Below are 18983 nucleotides of genomic sequence, written 5' to 3'. Positions count from 1 at the left end.
GGCAATGCCGATAACATCACGCTTAATAGTGGCGGGACTATTAGGGTATTTGGGGGGGCTCTGTCTCAAATTTATCCCAAGGCAGTGGCGGTATTATCCAGACCAATACTAGCGCCAGTATGAACGGAACGAACCAGAATGGTGGTTTCAGTATTGCCGCAGGCAGCGCCAGCAATATGCTGCTGGAGAGCGGAGGTTATCTCAGGGTATTAAATGGACATCAGGCCAAAGATACCATCCTTAACAACGGTGGGAGTCTGTTTGTCGAGAATGGCGGCAGTGCCACGAACACCACTATTAACGGAGGGGAGCAGAAAGTCTCCAGGGGCGGCGATTCCATTGGCACCATACTTAATGAGGGCAGGGAGTTTGTCGATGCGGGCGGCACAGCAACAGACACCGTTGTAAATGGTGGTATGCAGGTTGTCTATGCCGGAGCTACTGCAATCAATACCACCGTTAACAATGGTGGCGGGTTACATACATCAGGGAATGTATCCGGTGCCACTGTTAACAGTGGCGGGACACTAAATGCATTTGACGGTTCCGTTGTGACCAATACCATCATTGATGGGGGCTGGGCGACAGGTTTCGCTGGCAATAAAGCTCCCAGCTTTGTTGACACGGTCATCCAAAATGGTGGTCGCCTTGACATCAAGGGCGAAAATTATGCCGGTTCTAAAGCTGCAACTGCTACCGGTACCACTATCAACAGTGGTGTGATGTACTTGGTATCCGGAGGCTCTGCTACTAACACCACCATCAACAGTGGTGGGCGGGTATCTATTGCTGGAGGACTGAAAGAATCTGTACTGACGCAGACTACTATCAATGATAGTGGGAGTCTGTATGTAGGTGCGAACGGAAAAGCACAAGATACCATCATCAACAGTGGTGGGGTTCAGATTGTAAGTTCTGGTGGTAGTAACACCAGCACCACGGTCCACAGCGGCGGTGTGCTGCAGGTGAGTGCCGGTGGTTCTGCCTCGCTGGTTACCCAGAACAGCGGTGGAGCTATCGTGACCAATACCAGCGCTGTTATAGACGGGACTAACCAGAATGGCAGCTTCAGTATTGCCGGTGGAAGTGCCAGCAAAATGTTGCTTGAAAATGGTGGTTCTCTCGCTGTACTCAATGGGCATCAGGCCACAGGTACCACTATTAACAGTGGTGGAGATATGATGGTCGAGGGCATCGCTACTGACACAACCATTAACAGCAATGGCTTACTGCATGTATCCAGCGGCGGTAGTGTCACTGGCACCATCGTTAATAACGGTGGCCGCGAGAATATCAATTCAGACGGCAGTGCTACGAGCACTACCCTTAATAGTGGTGGTATCCAGGCAGTCTCCAGCGGCGGTGTTGCCACGAGCACCCTCGTTAACAACGGAGGGAGCCAATATGTCTACAGCGGCGGCAATGCGTTGAACGCCTCTGTTAATGACGGTGGGCGTCAGTTTGTCTCCAAAGGCGGTATCGCCATTGCTACTTCTATTAATAGCGGAGGTCGCCAGTATGTACGTATCGGCGGCAGTGCCACGGACACCGTAATTAACAATACTGGGCGCCAGTTTATCTCCAGCGGCGGCAGTACCACTAACACTACAATTAATTCCGGTGGGGGGCAGTATCTCTACGGCGGAAATGCCACGAAAACTACTGTTAACAACGGCGGACGCCAGTACGTCTCCAGTGGCGGCAGTGCCACTGACACAATCGTTAACAGTGGTGGACGTCAGCATGTTTACATCGACGGTAATGTCACAGAAACGACTATTACAAGCGGCGGCATGCTACAGGTTGAGGCCGGAGGTTCAGCCTCTAAGGTTACCCAGAACAGTGGCGGGGCTGTTGTCACCAATACCAGTGCAGCCGTGAGTGGTACCAACGATAACGGCAGCTTCAGTATCGCTGGCGGCAGTGCAGCCAATATGCTGCTGGAAAATGGTGGATACCTGACGGTGTTTGACGGTCATCAGGCCAGCGATACGATGGTTGGCAGTGACGGTACGCTGGATGTCCGCAGCGGCGGTGTGCTCTACGGCACCACCACCCTGACTGATAAAGGGACGTTGGTCGGTGACGTAGTCACAAACGAAGGCAACCTGTATTACCTCAACAACAGTGCTGCGACCTTCGCAGGCACCCTGACGGGTACCGGCACCCTGACGCAGGAAGGCGGTAGCACCCGTTTCAGCGGCCTGTTGTCTCAGGACGGTGGGATTTTCCTTCAGAGTGGCGGGGCCATGACGATGGATGCCCTTAAGGCGAACGCTAATGTGACGACACAGTCAGGCACCACCCTGACGCTGGATAACGGGACCATCCTGACGGGGAATGTTGCGGGGGACAACACCGGTGCAGGTGACATGGCGGTTAAAGGTGCTTCTGTCTGGCATCTCGATGGTGACTCCACTGTCGGCGCATTAACGCTGGATAACGGGACCGTTGATTTCCGTCCGTCAGCAACTACGCGTCTGACGCCAGCCTTCCAGGCGGTGTCGCTGGCGCTCGGGAGCCTGTCTGGTAGCGGGACGTTCCGGATGAACACGGATATTGCATCACATACCGGAGATATGCTGAATGTCGCGGGTAATGCCAGCGGTAACTTTGTGCTGGATATCAAAAACACCGGTCTGGAGCCAGTATCTGCTGGAGCGCCGCTTCAGGTGGTGCAGACTGGTGGCGGTGATGCCGCTTTTACCCTGAAAGGCGGGAAAGTCGATGCCGGTACCTGGGAATACGGCCTGAGCAAGGAAAATACCAACTGGTATCTGAAGGCTGACACTCCGCCTCCGGTGACTCCGCCGACTAACCCAGATGCTGGTAACAACCCGGATGCAGGTAATCCAGGTACAGGTAAACCGGATGCAGGTGTGTCGTCTCCGGTGCGTCGGACAACAAAATCAGCCGACGCGGTACTGGGCATGGCAACAGCACCGGCATACGTTTTCAACAGCGAACTGGATAATCTGCGTTTCCGTCATGGCGATGTGATGCAGAATACCCGTGCACCAGGCGGAGTATGGGGCCGTTATACAGGGTCAGATAACCGCATCAGCGGCGGGGCCAGCTCGGGCTATACCCTGACCCAGAACGGTTTCGAAACCGGCGCCGACAAGGTCTTTGACCTGGGTGAGAGCAGTTTAGCTGTAGGTGCCTTCTTCTCTTACAGCGACAACAGCATTAAGCATGCCCGTGGAGGAAAGAGTAAGGTCGACAGTACCGGTGGTGGTCTGTATGCCACCTGGTTTGATAATGACGGCTACTACGTGGACGGTGTGCTGAAATACAACCGCTTTAATAATGAGCTGCGTACCTGGATGAGTGACGGTACGGCGGTGAAAGGGGATTACAGCCAGAACGGTTTCGGCGGTAGTCTCGAAGCGGGCAGAACCTTCAGTCTGAATGAGAATGCATGGGCGCAGCCATACGTGCGGACAACGGCATTCAGGGCGGATGCGAAAGATATCAGCCTGAATAACGGTATGAAAGCCAATATCGGCGCAACCAAATCTCTGCAGGCTGAGGCTGGCGTGAAGCTGGGGATGACCCTTGACGTTGCAGGAAAAGAAGTCAAGCCGTACCTGTCGGCGGCGGTGAATCATGAATTTTCGGACAACAACAAAGTCCGTATCAATGACACCTACGACTTCAGGAACGACATCTCCGGGACGACCGGGAAATACGGACTGGGTGTCAGTGCGCAACTGACCCCAAATGCTGGCGTCTGGGCTGAGGCTCGTTATGAAAACGGTAAGCATACCGAGTCTCCGGTCACGGGCAGTGTCGGGTTCCGTTTTAATTTCTGAGACGTGTCCTGAACAGAGCAGGGATTAAACCATGCGCTGCGGGCGGAAGTTAAAAGGCTTCCGCCCGCGTTTAAATACTTGCTGCCAGAATTCGTAAAAAAAATTCACGGCCTGTATCGATGCAAACTGTGTGGACAATGAAGCTAAGCCAGATGGTCAATGTAATATCTGAGGGGATACAACAAGGGTAAACAGGTTTCCATGTCCATTAGAACTATTGGCTCAAAAGGTATTCATCTCTCGATGCAGAATAAATTACTATTTAAGTGATACTACGTAAGTGTGAATTTATTTAAAATATTAATGTTTTTTATCTTTTCGGTGTTTCTATATTTTAATGGTGGCAATTTGTATTTTTTAGAGAAAATCCGAGTAAAGGTCTGTTGTGAATCAAACCCATATTTATAGGCGATACTCATCACAGACTCATTAGTCTCGACAAGATCTTTAGCTGCAAGACTAAGTTTTTTATCTTTAATATATTTCCCAAGGCTAACTTTTTTTATCTGTACAAAAATCCGCTGAAGATGCCACTTAGAGTATCCAGCCCGCGTAGCAACATCGTCTATCTTCAGCGGTTTATGTAAGTTTGAATCAATCCATTGAGTTACCTCATCGATAATATCTTCTGTTCTGGACATAAGACGACGCTAACTATAAGAGGGCTGTGACATATATTGTTCAAAATGCTAATTACTTATAGATTTCAGCAACCCCGTGCAATCGGTTATTCCCTGTGGTTGACAGAATTTTGAATGATGTTGCTCCTTGATCATCAGCTTTACGAGAAAGCGCATTCGATAATTCTTCAAGCGTCAGAGCATTACTGGCTGAGACTACACCAATCTTTTCTTTGCCATTTGCATGACGAATCTCCTCAGCAGCAGATGCAGTATTTACCGAAATGAATCCCATGAATAATGCAGTAATTAGTAGTGCTTTCATATCTGATACCTGTTTTAAACGATATATTTGGAAGTTGACAAATACCAGAAGGAGCTTCCTCCTTCTTGATCTGTAAATATACAGTTCTAAGCTGTCATAAGACTGACTGTCATATGACAACGTGAATTTTTCGAATACAGATTCAGGTCGTTAATAACGCACTCAGGTTCTTCAGTAAGGGGCATATTGTCTATATCGAAAACCCCATCATTTTTTTGGGGATTATCACTCTGCAGCTCTGCAAACAGAGGAGTGAGATCCTGCTGTGCTTCTCCTCGCTCTGCGACCAGTTCGAACGTTTTATTTTTAGCCGCATCATTGCTCAAGGCCGTTACCAGTACCCGGGCGATTTGTTCCCGGGAAATAACACCATCTTCCGGCGTTCCCGCATGGCGTCTATCCCCCTGAAGCATGACGATTCTGTGCTCATCATCATTGTTGTAATCAAACCAGCCGGGTCTGACGATAGTGTAGATATGCCCGCTGGTTCTGACCAGGCGTTCAGATCTTCTCTTCCAGTCATGAACTTCAGTACGTTGATTCCAGCTACTGAGCCGCTCAGTAACGCCAATCGTTGTCATCAGGGCGATGCGAACAGGTGTATCCATGAATATTCGCAAAATGTTACGTACACCGCCGTAATCTATCGCTCTGGCACCAATACGTCCCTGACCATCGGAGCCGAGTGTAAAAATGATGGCATCAATATCTTTCGGTAAATCGGTGAGTGTTTCAGGTATTGAAACATCGCCATAGAAAATATCTGTTCCACGAGGGAGTAACTTGATTTTCCGCCGATTCCTGATCAGAGCCACTGGCTGATGGCCCATTGCAATAGCAGTATTCACAACATGAATACCAATGCTTCCTGTTGCGCCAGCAACGAGTATTTTCATGATAAACCTTCTGATAATTCAGCCTTATATTTGATACAGCCAGAATATCAATTATCATTATTGCCAGTAACGAGGCTAAAATGATTGTGTCTATGAACACCCTTCATGAATGCGCTTTGAAGGGAATGCTTCTACAAGGAAATCGTCAATGCTTAAAGAAAACTTCAACGAACTGCAAATCTTTCTTGTGGTGGCAAGAGAGCGAAGTTTTACCAAAGCAGCGAGCAAACTCGGCGTCTCTCAGTCTGCACTTAGCCATGCAATGAAGGCACTGGAGGAAAGGTTAAATATCCGTCTCTTAACCCGAACTACCCGTAGCGTGGCTCCCACGGAAGCAGGGGAGAGAATAATTGCCTGTCTTGAGCCACGTATAGATGAGCTTGAGCGCGAGCTGGAATCACTTATCCAACTGAATGGCACTCCCTCCGGGAATATTCGTTTATCAGCCGGGGAACATGCTGCGCGCAGTCTGGTCTGGCCGAAGCTAAAACCGTTCCTCAGGGAATATCCCGAAATCAATGTCGAACTGGTGGTGGATAACGGTTTTGTCGATATTGTTGAAGGTCGTTTTGATGCCGGGATCCGGCTGGGTGAAAGTGTGGATAAGGATATGATTGCAGTGCGAATTGGGCCGGATATGCGGATGGCTATGGTGGGAGCGCCGGCGTATTTTGCTGCAAACCCTGCGCCTGAAACGCCTCACGAACTACAAAATCATCGCTGCATCAATATGCGTCTGCCAACTGCCGGTGGACTTTATCACTGGGAGTTTGAACGCGAAGGGAAACCGTTTCGGGTCAGAGTTGATGGGCAACTGACGTTTAATTTGCTGCCAGAAAGAATTGATGCCGCATTATCAGGATTTGGTATCGCCTGTGTTCCCGAAAACGAGGTTCAGGATTATGTAAAGTCAGGCGAGCTTATTCAGGTTTTACAGGAGTGGTGTCCAACTTTTCCCGGATATTACCTTTACTATCCCAGCCGTAAGCAGCATCCGCCTGCTTTTGCGCTGTTGATTGATGCACTTCGCTACGCGGAATAACGAGTCCACATTTTGCTGTGGGCCTTGCGCGGGCATAATGACCTTTTTCACTGCACGCCTGTAGGCCAGTGTGCTTTAATACAGCGAAGGCCAGCGCTTCAGTAACGTTGAAAGCTTGATACAGCAGTGAACAGAGCAAACATCTTCGAGGCTCTGAATCTCCATCAGAAAAAGCTACACAATACGATGAGCGCCCACTGAAGGTTAGGCGCTCTATTAAACGTTTAAGGTGATCTTCTAAAATGGTTATTGCAGATTTTTCTCTTTCAAAAACCGACTCACCAAATCAGCGATCTGCACATTATTCAGGTCGGAAAACGGGAAGTGGGTATTACCTCTGATTCCAGCCTCAGGCAGATGCGTCACCGTCACATCCCCACCATGCTTGTTAACCACGTCACGCCACTTACGCGCCATTGCCAGCCGTACTCGCCAGCTGTCCTGGGCGGGCATGGCTACAGGCTTATCCGGTATGTTATCGCCGTAAATAATCAAAATCGGGATTTTAGTCAGCACCATAAACTGTTCCATTGGCACGGATTCACCCTTCAGCGTGTCGAACGCACTTGGCATAGGGGCAGGAAGTTCTTTTTCCGGGAACACAAAACCGCTGCCTGGCTCGAAGGCGACAATGGCTTTGACCTTGTTGTTTTTCATCGCGGTATACCAGCCTGGTCCACCCCCCTGAGAGTGAGTAAAGAGGATTGCCGGGCCTGATTTATCCACTACGGCAGACATCGCATCAGAGATGACATTGACATCAAATGGCCCTGTATTCGGAGTCATCTGGCGGAAATACTGATTTAGTGCCTCTTTGTCGTGGGAAAACTGGACGCCTTTAAAATACTCTGGCCACACGCCAACACGGAACTGGTTAAACCACATCTGCTCATCAGGTTTTGGTGTAACCGTACCTTCTACAGTGGTACGTCCGGCATCACCCCGACGCGGCTGATCGACAATATACGTGGAGAATCCGCGGCGCAGGAATATGTTCTGGAACCCTTCTCGACCATCCGGCGTAATTTCCCAGGTACGAGAAGACTGGCCCGCGCCATGCAGCATAACTATGGGATATTTATGCGGATTCTCCGGTATTTGATAGAACACCGACGCATGATCGCCATGATAAGTTTGACCTGCAGAGTCCAGCGGCTTTTTCGCGTCAAATGTTCCCGGGGCGGTGATGATGGTGCCTCCGGCAGAAAAACTTCCTTGCTCCTGAATGACCAATGGTTCGGCGTATACAGACTGCGCCCCCAGGCCTCCTGCCATCATGCAGATGGCCAGCATTTTTAAGACCGTTTTCAAAATTACATCCTCTGTTATGGTTGCCGTTTAATCATATCTGAGTTGCCAGCGTTAATTATTTCGCCCCCTTGATTGCCTTTATTTGGCGGATTCATAAATGCAGAGGATGAATCACGTATGTGCACTGACCAGGGGGAGAGTCTGCATGACGACCGTCTCTATTTGTTCTCAAGCGCTTTTTGCAGTGCCTCTTCAGCTCTTGTGGCTGCATCATTGTCGCCATGTTCACGCAGAACCTGTGCTAACTGTCGTAACTGCGCTGCCGTCAGACCGACTCGCAGACTTGCTCGCGTATGTGACAGTAACTGGGCTTCAACGCCTGGCGTAGCGGCTAATGCGCCAACTGTTGCCAGTTCACGGCTTTGCCAGTCGAGGTTATCGCGAGCGAAAATATCGCCGAACAGATGTGTTTGCAGGAATTGATTTATTGTTGGCGCAAAATCAAACAGTGGCCCCTGAACAGGCGCGCCTGAGATTTTCGTCTGGTTTGCGGTACCGACACGGCGAAGTTCATCCCCGACGGGAATAGGGGCGATCGGCGCTTTACCTTCAATGTCTTCGATGCCACGTTGTTTACGTGTTTCGACGACTTTCATCAGCTCATTCAGTGCATTCAGGCTGCGGGGGAATCCCGTATAGGCATAGAGCTGGATGAGAATTTCTTTAGCTTCGTTTATCGTGAGTCCTGTATCAAGTCCTTGATTAAGCGCTGCATTCAGCTTATCCATCTGACTGCTGGCCATTGATGCGGCAATCAACGGAATGGCCTGCTGGCGAGCTGACAGCGTATCTGAAACCGTATATTCATGATTCATTTCGGTAACTCCTTTATTGATGAGCGCAGCATTTGAGGTAAGCGCAAAACCAAAGGTTAGCAGTACCGCTGCCGTTAATATCTTAATGGGCGTGGTATTGTTCATCTGTCACTAACTCCTTCCAGTTAACGCTTTTGCCATCCACCACGCCGGTTATTGCCAGATGTGTCATCGCACTACCGGGGGCCGCCCCATGCCAGTGTTTAACGTCCGCCGGACAAGAGACAACATCGCCAGCACGGATCACCTGCACCGGCTTGCCTTCTTGTTGGGTGAGTCCAACACCAGAGGTCACAATCAGTCGCTGACCTGCTGGATGCGTATGCCAGGCGGAGCGGGCACCAGGTTCAAAGGTGACGTAAGCCGCGGAAACACGGATGTCGTTGTCAGCGTTGAACAGAGGATCAACCCGGACACGACCGGTAAAATTCTCCGCCGAGCCATACACCGCAGTCTGGCTTCCGGCGGGGGCGATATGGACAGTGGAATTTTGCTCCGCAGCCCATGATGAAGTTGTGAAGAGAGGCAGTAGTAGCCCAAGGTAATGTAACTGTCTGATCATACAACGCGTCCTTATCTACGGTGACAGGAGGGGAGACAATGATTCTATTCAGACGGACATGTCGTCAGGCTGACGCCTCGCTGACAATTTTGTCAGTTAACGTTGCTCCAGACTCAGTGCCTGAAGGCGCATTGCTCACCGTTTTATCCGCTTTCAGCGCAAAAGTGAGGCCAAATGTATTGATGCCGCCTTCACTACGGGCAAAGACATCACCTTGGTGCATAATAGCGACGGCACGCACGATCGACAGGCCCAACCCATGATGGGCATCACTCCTTGCTCGTGAAGTGTCGATGCGATAAAACCGCTCAAAAAGCCGATGTAAGTGTTCTGGTGCTATCGGATTGCCTGGATTGGAAACTTCAACACAGGCCTGATTATCCCTTTCGCTTAAGCGCACAGTAATAGTGCTATTGGAAAGGGAATGTCTTGCGCAAAACTTCCCTGAGTTTGTAATACAATATGCGGTTCTGTACTTTGGCTCTGAATGCTGTGCGTTGCGCAACCAGAAACGGCAAATATTAGTCCGGACAACAAGATATTACCGACCGTTTTTTTGAATGGAGTGTTATGGTTCATATATTATCTCTGATGTTTTATTATGGTTTAAAATAGCGCTCCTGGTTTATCCAATACCCGTCATCATTGCCACGAGAGGCATCGTAATAAGTGACACCAGTGTGGTTAATGTCGCACCTTTAAGAGCTAACGGATAAACTTTTTTATTTAACATCTGAGCCAATAAGGGAGTTCCTGCACCAGCTGGCGTTGCTACCGCAGCAAGCAGGACGCCCAACAGTAGCCCATCGTTAATGAATAACTTCATTATTAATATAATAACAAGCGGAATGATGACCATTTTAAAAAAAGTGAATATCCATACTTTCACATCCTTAAAAACAGATTTCCATTCGATGTCTAACAGGAATGAACCTATCAGTAGCATTGACACCGGGCCGGTTATTGCGCCCAGCATTTTTATTGGTTGTGCAATGATGTAAGGAATATGCACATTTGAAATATATAAAAGCAAAGCAAGAATACAGGCAACGATCCCCGGATTGATAACGTTTAACATATTTTTCAAGCTAAGTGTTTCAGCATTACCACTCTGGTCTTTCATGCAGTGATAACCATATGAAAAGAACAATAAGTTATATGGGAGTAAAAAGACAGTGATATAAATCATGGCGTTGGCGCCATATAAAGAATATATCATTGGGATCCCCATCATGGAAACATTAGTAAATGTTGTCATGACAGTAATCACACCATAGTATTCTCTTTCATAGCGTAAAACTCTTGCCAGCATACGACTGCAAATAATCAGTAAAATAAGTGTAGTGAATGCGGATGCAAGTACGATGGAAAGTTCCTTTCCGGAAATATGTGGCTGGTCAGTCGTAACCCCGGAAAGTATAATAGCTGGCATCGCAAAATTAAAAACAAGAGATGTGAGTTGGGGCGTGTTTCCCGGTGTAATAACTCCCACTTTACGTGCTATAACGCCAATACCAATAAGAAGAAAGAAAATAATAAGTTGCTCAAGTGTCGCCATATTAATATCCTTGCCATGGTATATATAATAGTTATCAACCAAGACGCTGCGAATTTTATTCGTCGAAATGTTATGAGTGACTTATTTTATACGGGGTATATCACGGCCGCTTAAGTCAGAATGAGTATATACTCGTCATACTTCAAGTTGCATGTGCTGCGTCTGCGTTCGCTCACCCCAGTCACTTACTTATGTAAGCTCCTGGGGATTCACTCGCTTGTCGCCTTCCTGCAACTCGAATTATTTAGAGTATAGCAACATATTTATGTTCATTTGAGAGAGCTTTACCGATAGGGTTAATCAGCCTGATTCATAAATCAGACCCGGGAAAGCGTATTTCAACCGTCCTCAACGGAAAACACGATGAGCTGGGGACTTCCTGACAAAAATGTTATTTAGCGGTCATGATACTGACAGCTTTTTCTCTCTACTCTGTGTCTGAATGTTCCATCTCGGTTGCCTTATGAACACGCATTTTTATCGGGAGAAACCATGAAATTGACACTTTTAAGTGCAATGCTGATGACGGCAGTCGTCGGTATCACTTCAGCAAATGCAGCAGATTACAAAAAGAACCCGTTTACTCTCGTCTATGACGGGGCTATCACCGAAAATGTCGCAGGCAAGGTCAATATCCATCCTGTGAAATATGATCTGCATGGCATTCAGATTGCAGCGAATGTGTATACACCTGCTAACTATGACCCTGCGAAAAAATATCCGGCAATAGTGGTGGCTCACCCTAATGGTGGCGTAAAAGAGCAGGTCGCCGGATTATATGCCCAACGCTTGGCTGAACACGGATATATTACCATCGCCGCCGATGCTGCTTATCAGGGGGCCAGCGGAGGGCTGCCACGTAACGTAGACAAACCTGCGAATCGTATTGAAGATATCCACGGTATGGCTGATTTCATCAGCCAGTATCCTGGTGTTGATAGCACCCGTATTGGTTTGTTGGGGATTTGCGGGGGAGGAGGGTATTCACTTGCTGCCGCCGAGACGGACAAACGATTCAAATCGATTGCAACCATTAGCATGTTTAATTCAGGACTTGTACGGCGCAATGGTATGCAGGATTCACAGTTGGATACTATTCAACAACGTCTTCAGCAGGCTTCAGATGCACGAGCTCAGGAAGTCGCCGGTGGCGAAGTGCTTTACTCCGGTGATGCCAACCTGACTGATGAACAGATCGCTAAATTACCTTTTGCGTTATATCGCCAGGGCTACGAGTACTACTGGAAAACCCACGCACACCCAAACTCAACGTTTAAATACACCACGAGCAGTTTGTTAGACTTGATGAACTTTGACGTGACAGACCATATAAACCTGATCAATAAACCTCTGCTAATGATTGCCGGTTCAAAAGCGGATACGCTCTATATGACTAAAGATGCGTTCGCTAAAGCTACCGGTACGAAGGACAAAGAGCTCTTCCTGATCGATGGTGCTACCCACATTGAGACATATTGGGTGCCAGAATACGTTGACCAGGCGACGCAAAAGTTAGACGTTTTCTTCCATAAGAATATCTAGTTACCCTCCAGGGGATCCCCAGCCGTAAAGGCTGGGGGGATATCCATCAACTGTAGCCACTGTCCACTTTAAAAAACAAGTTGGCGGGGTAGTTAGAAAATTGAAAGAGAGCTCCAGCATCCTGGGGAATCAAGATTCCGACAATAGGGTAGTCATTTGCTGACTCTACGAGGCGAGACGTGGGTGTAAGACGTTGCTTATCCAATCCAATTCGTCATTTAACATAATATACATTATGCGCACTAAGGTGCGCATACGTGATTTCTGGAGGTGTGTCATGGCTTGTACCCGTCCTTTGAACGCGTACCAGATGCCATCGGGGAAGATTTTTTTCACGCCGTCACGTGGCGCTAAATTCATTCAGTTGCCCTGCGGTCAGTGCATCGGTTGCCGTCTTGCTCACTCTCGTGACTGGGCGACCCGCTGCGTTCATGAAGCCCACATGCATGATCACAATTGTTTTATCACCCTGACTTATTCGCCTGAGAATTTACCTGAAGGCGGTACTCTCGTTCGTAAACATTTCACCGATTTTATGAAGCGTTTACGTAAGGCTTTGGCTGTTGATGATATTTCGATTCGTTTTTTTGGCTGTGGTGAATATGGCTCTAAATTAGAGCGTCCGCATTATCATGCGATTATTTTTGGATATGACTTTCCGGATAAGACATTACACAAGGCTGGAAGATTTAATTTATATAGGTCTTCGCTTCTTGAAAGATGTTGGACTTTTGGTTGGTCTGTTGTTGCTGCTTTTAGTTTTGAGTCGGCTGCTTACGTGGCGCGATACTGTGTTAAAAAAGTCACCGGTTCCCGTGCAGATGAGCATTATGGACATCGCATACCCGAGTTTTCGGCTATGAGCAACAGGCCTGGTATTGGCTATGATTTTTTTATGGAATATTACGATGACATAGTTAATTCAGATGCTTGTATTGGTCGCGGCGGTCGTCAGATAAAACCGCCCCGCTATTATGACAAGTTATTATCAGGCTGTGATTTTGAGAAGTTGCAGCAAAATAAAGAACGACGACAGTTAAATGCCCAGGTATTAGACCCGTGGCGTTTGCAGGATTTGGATAAATTTAATCTGGTTAAATTCCAGCGAATGATGAGGAAATTAGAAAATGGCTCACTCTGATGCAGTTTATGTAATTCACGACAAGCTGATTAATGCTGATGTTTTTATGTTTATGGCCCAGCATGACGGTATTGCTAAAGGACATTTGCACGCGTTCTGTAACCGTATGCAGCGCACTGATTTTTCGTTGCACCGCGTGACTGCTTATGATTTTGCTGACCAACAGCTGGTTCCGGTCGATATTGACCGTGTTTATGTTTGCGAAGCTACTCCGGCGTTCCTGAAGGATTCTGAAGATGCGTACATCGAAGCCTAAGTTCCATACCCGCTATAACCCGCCACCGTCGCCCGGCATCGTGTTTGAAGAACCGACGATGACCCAGCAGCATTTCCGCGATGAGTGCGACATTAACAAGATTGTTGAGCGTGCGATAAGAACTGGGGACACGACAGTGTTTACCAGTACTCAACGTGCTGAATTCTACGATGCATCCGCGATTACTGATTACGTGGACGCAATGGCTTTAATTGACGACGTTCACGACGACTTTAAGAGCCTGCCGTCCACGATTCGCTCAATGTTTGGTAATAACGTTAAACAGTACGTTGAGTGGATGAGTAATCCAGCAAACTGGAATCAAGCGCGTGAGCTTGGATTGTTGAGCGGCGGAGAGGTTTCGGCGACCGAACCGAAGGTTCGCGAGTCGGAACCTGCTCCGGCGTCCCCGCGGGAGCGTTCCGGTGCTGAAATGAATAAAGCACCAGATGCAGGTTCCGAACCTGCCAAAACCTGAAGACGGCTCCGGCCCTTCAGCCTGGCACAGCGCCCTACTTGATGTAACTGTGCCAGGTGACACCGAAATTCACAGGCGGCTCCCACGAAGCCTTGAAAAAGGTGTCAGTTTATACAGTAGTTTGTATAGTATTTGTTCGAAATTCCCGAGGGGGGTTTATGAGTAAATTCGGTCGTAAAGTACCTAGTAATGCAAAAAGTCAGCATAATTTTTCAGTAATTCCGAGTGCCAATATTCAGCGTTCGGTCTTTAACCGCAGCTCTGGTTATAAAACCACTTTTGACGCTGGTTATTTGATTCCCGTGTTTCTGGATGAGGCTTTGCCGGGTGATACGTTCCACCTTAAAACGAGTGTTCTCGCGCGTCTTTCCACGCCCGTGGTTCCTTTCATGGATAATCTACGTCTGGATATTCAGTATTTTTCTGTACCTTATCGCCTCGTCTGGGATAACTGGCAGAAATTCAACGGAGAACAGAAGAACCCTGGTGATTCTACGGATTATTTAATCCCGCAGATTAAAGCCCCTGCAGGCGGTTTCCCTGTTGGCTCCCTTGCCGATTATTTTGGCGTTCCCACAGGTGTTGAAGGTATCAGTGTAAGCGCCCTGCCGTTCCGCGCTTATAACCTGATTTATAACGAGTGGTATCGTGATGAAAACCTGATTAATTCCGCCCCGCTTCCGCTTGGCGATGAGGAAGAAACAGGACTCGCCAATTTCCCACTGCGTAAGCGTGCCAAGCGTCACGATTACTTCACAAGTGCCCTGCCGTGGCCTCAGAAAGGTGAAGGTGTTGAGATTGGTTTAGGCGTTCCGCCGTCGTATACGCTCGATTTTCCGACTTATCCTGATGGCCTGCCGTTTGTTTCTTACGGCGTTGGTGTTGATGGGTCTATGACTCCGCATAATCCAACTTATCTTGCCCGTGATAATAATAACGAGAGCGCGTCATCCAATTCTTATGGTAATGCGGTTTACATGAGTGATGGCCGGAATCCCAGCAATCCGCTGGAATGGCCTCCTATGTCTTCCTCCACTGGTCGCATTGATGTTATTGGTGGTTTTAGCCGCAATCAGCCTCCGGTTACGTTGAATAAGGAAGGTGGTGAAGTTGTTGACAATCTCACGATTAATTCATTGCGTCAGGCGTTCCAGCTCCAGCGACTGCTTGAGCGTGATGCTCGAGGTGGTACGCGATATATTGAGATTATTCGTAGTCATTTTGGTGTTATTTCTCCTGATGCCCGTGTTCAGCGTCCTGAGTATCTTGGCTCTGGTTCGTTCGATATAAATATTAATCCCGTGCTTCAGAACTCTGCGACTACCGACGCTAGCCCGCAAGGTAACCTTGCCGCTTATGGCGTTTCCGGTGGTGTTAACCGTGGTTTCTCGCATTCGTTCGTTGAGCATTGCTTTGTGATTGGCCTTGTCAGCGTTCGTGCCGACCTGACCTATCAGCAAGGCATTCCGCGCATGTTCTCCCGCCAGACCCGCTTTGATTTCTACTGGCCTGCACTGGCTCACCTGGGCGAACAGGCTATTCTTAACAAGGAGATTTACGCGCAAGGCAACGCCAAGGATGATGAAGTCTTTGGCTACCAGGAACGTTACGCGGAGTACCGCTACCGACCGTCCCAGATTACTGGTAAATTGCGTTCTACCGACCCGCAATCCCTTGACGTGTGGCATTTAGCCCAGCGGTTCGACTCTCTGCCTGCACTGAATCAGGAGTTTATCGAGGAGAATCCACCGATGAAGCGCGTCCTTGCCGTACAGGACGAACCCCAGTTCATCATGGATGCGTTCTTCGACCTGAAGTGTGTGCGGCCTATGCCTGTTTACTCAGTACCAGGTCTTATCGACCATTTCTAAGTTACATTGTCACTTTTGGCCTCTGCGGAGGCCTTTTTTTCATGAGGTGAAATTATGGGCTTTTTATCATCTGCCGTTGGTGCCGCTGGTTCCATTGCCGGTTCCCTGCTTGGCGCGAACTCTGCGAAGGATTCCGCTAACCGTGCCAATAAACTAACGATGGATTTGGCCAAAAACGGCATTCAGTACCGTGTGCAAGATTTACGGAAAGCTGGCCTTAACCCGATTCTGGCCGTTACTGGTTCCGGTGGTCTTGGTTCCGTCAGTTCGTCAGGTATTCAGGCCGCCCAGCCTGCCGATTTTTCCGGTGTGGTTAATTCTGCGGTCAGCGTATTTGACGCCTTAACGAAGCGTGAGCAGCAAAAAGCAGCCCGTGAAGGTATTGAGTCTCAGATTGCGTTACAACGTAACCAGATTGCGAACAGCGCGGCTGATGTGAAGCTCAAAACGGCTCAGGCTGACCAGGCTATCCAGAGTGCCGATAATATGCGCGCACAGTCCAATTTGATTAATCAGCAGGTTTTGACCGAGGCTTCCCGTCGTGCCAATATTGAAGCACAGACAGGACTTAGCTCTGCGCAGCGGATTAGAACACAGTATCAGACTGTTCAGGACAAGGTTCTGGCTGATTATTTGAATACACCAACTGGAGCTGAAAGTGCACGTGTCAATATGGATGCTTCTCGCGGTGGTATCGTTGGCGGCGTTAATACTTTTCTGCGTTCTTTGCAACGTGATTACCCGTCTGACTCGAACTCTGCGAAGAAAGTAAACAAGGGGGGACGCCTCCCCCCTAATCAGTTCCAACAGCAATTGATTAACAACTATCGGAGGTAATATGGCTCGTTCTCGCCGTCGTATGTCCAAGCGTTCTTCCCGCCGTTCGTTCCGCAAGTACGCAAAGACGCATAAGCGAAACTTTAAAGCCCGTTCGATGCGTGGTGGCATTCGTCTTTGATTGACATCTTCGATCGTATCGATCTAATATAATTATGTAAGTGATTGATTTCTTTAACCTAAATATACATTATGCGCACCAAAATAAACAAAGGGAAAACCCAGTCTTTAGCGGTCATGATTGTCCTGCTCATTAGCAACGACCAAACCCCACATCTCACTTAATTCCGTATTCTCGGCTTAACCGACCGTGCAACCTCAACACATTGGTTTCAATTGCTGTCACCACATTCTCCGGAAAATCTGCCGGTAATGAAGTCTTCACGTTATCCAGTGCTGCGGGAATCATTCTGGCAAAGTCACTCAGGATTTCATGCATCTGCACTTCCGGGAATTTCAGCGCCTTTGCTGTCGCCAAAAAATGTCGCGGATAAATTTTATCGATTGCCGTTTTTCTGCCTTTGGATGCGTTAAGCCCCATTGCCAGTTTGAGATCGCTGATGTGTATTCCCGCGCCACCCAATACCGGAAATGCTGAAATGATGTCGTAAAATGGCGTGAGTCGATAACTGCCACCGGCCTGGATAAAAACCGAAAAATTTTTCGCATGGCCGTCCGTCGCGCCAATCAACCACTGGAATACCTGGAATTTCATAAAATCATAACGATCGCGAAGCGCCTCGCTGGACCCCATTAAAAACGCCATGATCCGCGCGATGCCTGGGCCTCCGTCAGATTCATATTTCACCGATGAAGGTAAACCGAATGTCTGACACATATCCTCCTGTGGCAAGCGAAGTAAAATCGTTCGTTCAGTATTCCAGCGCCTGTCAAAGCGTTCGACTGCTAACGCGCGCACTCTACCCGCTTTTATGATTTCTGCGTCCGGAACATTCAACCCGAGTTCTTTCGCCAGCAGCAGACAGTAATATTCATTATCCACGCTTTGACTGAGATCGAGCGTCGCGTTGGGCTGCCTGATTTCACCAATCGGTAATTTAATGATATGCGTCGTCGGCGTTATTCCTTTCGGAATGCACCAGTCATTGCCCATTCTGAGCAGCGCGGTCTTTTCCTGCGCGCCAGCAACTGAGATGCGAAAGTCATTTTCTTCTCTTATCATGCCTAGCGGAATATCTGCTTTATAAGCCGTTAATACTTCTTCAAGTCTGGCGTCAGTAAGCTTTTCCCATGCCATTATCGGGTGCGTTACGGTTTCATCTTCTGGTAATAACGTCACGGCGCCAACGCTGTCTCGCCCTATTTCTGACAATAAATCAAACGGTTGTCTGGATTTAGCATGATAACGTTTAACGATCCGGTCGCGTACAACCGGGCTATCGGGTAACAGGTTATCGAAGAAGTTAAACACGGCATCAGAGGTGATATTCCCCCTCTGCAATGGTAGCGATAGCGACAACGGCCTGGCATAACGGTTGGCTAACCACTCCGGCGCATACCTAAAAGTGTGCGCGCCATTGGCCAACTTCGTTAACTCGCCTACCCGCTGGTTGTTCATCCAAGTGACAAGTTTAGGCATTACCACTCCAGATCTTGCTGTTGTGTTGATTCTGGCGCAGCGTTTTTCGTGTCGCATAGCGTCATTGAGAGTTCAAGTGACTGTAATATCTTAAAAAATGTCGTCAGCGTGGTGTTATCGGGATTATTCTCGAAATTCGAAATCGTCGCCTGCTTAATGCCGATTTTTTTCGCCAGCTCGCTCTGCGTCCAGCCATTTTGCTGACGAACCAGTTTCATTGCATTCGCTAATTGCGTTGGGCTATAGATCATCGGAAAGCTCATCATGCCATACGTCCACAAGAAGTTTATCCGCTCAAGGGGATATTGTCAGTT

The 18983-nt window shown here is 48.4% G+C and carries 17 protein-coding genes and 2 pseudogenes; 9 read left to right on the top strand and 10 right to left on the bottom strand.

Annotated elements, in window-relative coordinates; translation table 11 throughout:
- Positions 1-119 precede the first annotated feature (119 nt).
- Together AACS80_RS11460 and tibA are read left to right on the top strand one after the other, a co-directional pair.
- A pseudogene (locus AACS80_RS11460) lies at positions 120-374 on the top strand (AIDA repeat-containing protein); the annotation flags it as partial.
- Entirely contained in the window at positions 348-3815 is a 3468-nt protein-coding gene (gene tibA, locus AACS80_RS11455; protein WP_445236445.1) for an autotransporter adhesin/invasin glycoprotein TibA, read from the top strand. The pseudogene AACS80_RS11460 and the gene tibA, both read left to right, overlap by 27 nt.
- Positions 3816-4087: 272 nt before the next feature.
- Here tibA and AACS80_RS11450 read toward each other — a convergent pair whose 3' ends face one another.
- The 3 genes from AACS80_RS11450 to AACS80_RS11440 all read right to left on the bottom strand — a co-directional run bounded on the left by AACS80_RS11450 (position 4088) and on the right by AACS80_RS11440 (position 5656).
- On the bottom strand, positions 4088-4456 hold the full coding sequence (locus tag AACS80_RS11450; RefSeq protein ID WP_138183794.1) for a helix-turn-helix domain-containing protein: 369 nt from the start codon (positions 4454-4456) through the stop codon (positions 4088-4090).
- Between the two features lie 52 nt (positions 4457-4508).
- Positions 4509-4760: a DUF1471 domain-containing protein gene (locus AACS80_RS11445; protein ID WP_135410789.1), complete on the bottom strand. Its 252-nt coding sequence runs from the start codon at positions 4758-4760 to the stop codon at positions 4509-4511.
- 86 nt (positions 4761-4846) lie between these two features.
- Positions 4847-5656 (bottom strand): SDR family oxidoreductase, encoded by an 810-nt coding sequence (locus AACS80_RS11440; RefSeq protein WP_138183793.1) that lies wholly within the window; start codon positions 5654-5656, stop codon positions 4847-4849.
- Between the two features lie 148 nt (positions 5657-5804).
- Between AACS80_RS11440 and AACS80_RS11435 the strand changes: the two genes are divergently transcribed.
- Complete coding sequence (locus AACS80_RS11435; protein WP_135410721.1) at positions 5805-6698, top strand: LysR family transcriptional regulator; 894 nt, start codon at positions 5805-5807, stop codon at positions 6696-6698.
- Between the two features lie 246 nt (positions 6699-6944).
- Here the strand turns inward: AACS80_RS11435 and AACS80_RS11430 are convergent, their stop codons facing one another.
- From AACS80_RS11430 to AACS80_RS11410, 5 genes and pseudogenes are all read right to left on the bottom strand, one after another.
- A complete protein-coding gene (locus tag AACS80_RS11430) occupies positions 6945-8009 on the bottom strand; it encodes an alpha/beta hydrolase (RefSeq protein ID WP_135410720.1) in 1065 nt (354 codons plus the stop codon).
- A 158-nt stretch (positions 8010-8167) separates the two neighbouring features.
- Entirely contained in the window at positions 8168-8929 is a 762-nt protein-coding gene (locus tag AACS80_RS11425) for a carboxymuconolactone decarboxylase family protein (RefSeq protein WP_135410719.1), read from the bottom strand.
- Positions 8907-9386 carry a (R)-mandelonitrile lyase gene (locus tag AACS80_RS11420; RefSeq protein WP_130260642.1) on the bottom strand — a complete coding sequence of 160 codons (480 nt, stop codon included), beginning with the start codon at positions 9384-9386 and terminating at the stop codon, positions 8907-8909. The genes AACS80_RS11425 and AACS80_RS11420 overlap by 23 nt, the downstream gene beginning before the upstream one ends.
- Positions 9387-9450: 64 nt before the next feature.
- A pseudogene (locus tag AACS80_RS11415) lies at positions 9451-9819 on the bottom strand (ATP-binding protein); the annotation flags it as partial.
- Positions 9820-10011: 192 nt separating this feature from the next.
- Positions 10012-10944, bottom strand: a complete 933-nt coding sequence (locus AACS80_RS11410; protein ID WP_130260638.1) for an AEC family transporter — start codon at positions 10942-10944, stop codon at positions 10012-10014.
- Between the two features lie 516 nt (positions 10945-11460).
- Here AACS80_RS11410 and AACS80_RS11405 point away from each other — a divergent pair.
- The 6 genes from AACS80_RS11405 to AACS80_RS11380 all read left to right on the top strand — a co-directional run bounded on the left by AACS80_RS11405 (position 11461) and on the right by AACS80_RS11380 (position 17069).
- Positions 11461-12486, top strand: coding sequence for an alpha/beta hydrolase (locus AACS80_RS11405; protein WP_445236444.1), 1026 nt, complete (start codon positions 11461-11463; stop codon positions 12484-12486).
- A 277-nt stretch (positions 12487-12763) separates the two neighbouring features.
- Positions 12764-13627, top strand: coding sequence for a rolling circle replication-associated protein (locus AACS80_RS11400; protein WP_201798112.1), 864 nt, complete (start codon positions 12764-12766; stop codon positions 13625-13627).
- Positions 13614-13883 carry a hypothetical protein gene (locus AACS80_RS11395; protein ID WP_053877785.1) on the top strand — a complete coding sequence of 90 codons (270 nt, stop codon included), beginning with the start codon at positions 13614-13616 and terminating at the stop codon, positions 13881-13883. The genes AACS80_RS11400 and AACS80_RS11395 overlap by 14 nt, the downstream gene beginning before the upstream one ends.
- Complete coding sequence (locus AACS80_RS11390; RefSeq protein WP_138183792.1) at positions 13864-14361, top strand: hypothetical protein; 498 nt, start codon at positions 13864-13866, stop codon at positions 14359-14361. Before AACS80_RS11395 ends, AACS80_RS11390 begins: the two co-directional genes overlap by 20 nt.
- Positions 14362-14519: 158 nt before the next feature.
- Complete coding sequence (locus AACS80_RS11385) at positions 14520-16232, top strand: major capsid protein (RefSeq protein WP_135410714.1); 1713 nt, start codon at positions 14520-14522, stop codon at positions 16230-16232.
- Between the two features lie 54 nt (positions 16233-16286).
- Complete coding sequence (locus tag AACS80_RS11380; RefSeq protein ID WP_135410713.1) at positions 16287-17069, top strand: hypothetical protein; 783 nt, start codon at positions 16287-16289, stop codon at positions 17067-17069.
- Between the two features lie 277 nt (positions 17070-17346).
- Here the strand turns inward: AACS80_RS11380 and hipA are convergent, their stop codons facing one another.
- The gene (gene hipA, locus AACS80_RS11375; RefSeq protein ID WP_130260633.1) at positions 17347-18669 is read right to left on the bottom strand and encodes a type II toxin-antitoxin system serine/threonine protein kinase toxin HipA; all 1323 of its coding nucleotides are present in this window, start codon (positions 18667-18669) and stop codon (positions 17347-17349) included.
- Positions 18669-18935, bottom strand: coding sequence for a type II toxin-antitoxin system antitoxin HipB (gene hipB / locus AACS80_RS11370; protein ID WP_130260632.1), 267 nt, complete (start codon positions 18933-18935; stop codon positions 18669-18671). Before hipB ends, hipA begins: the two co-directional genes overlap by 1 nt.
- Positions 18936-18983: the final 48 nt, after the last annotated feature.

Source organism: Escherichia sp. E4385 (genome assembly GCF_963883145.1).
Taxonomy (GTDB): domain Bacteria; phylum Pseudomonadota; class Gammaproteobacteria; order Enterobacterales; family Enterobacteriaceae; genus Escherichia.
This window is presented reverse-complemented; position numbering and strand designations above follow the sequence as displayed.

Excerpts from the sequence above, each read along its gene's own strand:
- hipA (WP_130260633.1), bottom strand. The coding sequence starts at position 18,669 with ATGCCTAAACTTGTCACTTGGATGAACAACCAGCGGGTAGGCGAGTTA.
- AACS80_RS11450 (WP_138183794.1), bottom strand. The coding sequence starts at position 4,456 with ATGTCCAGAACAGAAGATATTATCGATGAGGTAACTCAATGGATTGAT.
- AACS80_RS11420 (WP_130260642.1), bottom strand. The coding sequence starts at position 9,386 with ATGATCAGACAGTTACATTACCTTGGGCTACTACTGCCTCTCTTCACA.
- AACS80_RS11445 (WP_135410789.1), bottom strand. The coding sequence starts at position 4,760 with ATGAAAGCACTACTAATTACTGCATTATTCATGGGATTCATTTCGGTA.
- AACS80_RS11410 (WP_130260638.1), bottom strand. The coding sequence starts at position 10,944 with ATGGCGACACTTGAGCAACTTATTATTTTCTTTCTTCTTATTGGTATT.
- AACS80_RS11400 (WP_201798112.1), top strand. The coding sequence starts at position 12,764 with ATGGCTTGTACCCGTCCTTTGAACGCGTACCAGATGCCATCGGGGAAG.
- AACS80_RS11435 (WP_135410721.1), top strand. The coding sequence starts at position 5,805 with ATGCTTAAAGAAAACTTCAACGAACTGCAAATCTTTCTTGTGGTGGCA.
- AACS80_RS11380 (WP_135410713.1), top strand. The coding sequence starts at position 16,287 with ATGGGCTTTTTATCATCTGCCGTTGGTGCCGCTGGTTCCATTGCCGGT.
- AACS80_RS11385 (WP_135410714.1), top strand. The coding sequence starts at position 14,520 with ATGAGTAAATTCGGTCGTAAAGTACCTAGTAATGCAAAAAGTCAGCAT.
- AACS80_RS11425 (WP_135410719.1), bottom strand. The coding sequence starts at position 8,929 with ATGAACAATACCACGCCCATTAAGATATTAACGGCAGCGGTACTGCTA.
- AACS80_RS11395 (WP_053877785.1), top strand. The coding sequence starts at position 13,614 with ATGGCTCACTCTGATGCAGTTTATGTAATTCACGACAAGCTGATTAAT.
- AACS80_RS11390 (WP_138183792.1), top strand. The coding sequence starts at position 13,864 with ATGCGTACATCGAAGCCTAAGTTCCATACCCGCTATAACCCGCCACCG.
- AACS80_RS11440 (WP_138183793.1), bottom strand. The coding sequence starts at position 5,656 with ATGAAAATACTCGTTGCTGGCGCAACAGGAAGCATTGGTATTCATGTT.
- hipB (WP_130260632.1), bottom strand. The coding sequence starts at position 18,935 with ATGATGAGCTTTCCGATGATCTATAGCCCAACGCAATTAGCGAATGCA.
- AACS80_RS11405 (WP_445236444.1), top strand. The coding sequence starts at position 11,461 with ATGCTGATGACGGCAGTCGTCGGTATCACTTCAGCAAATGCAGCAGAT.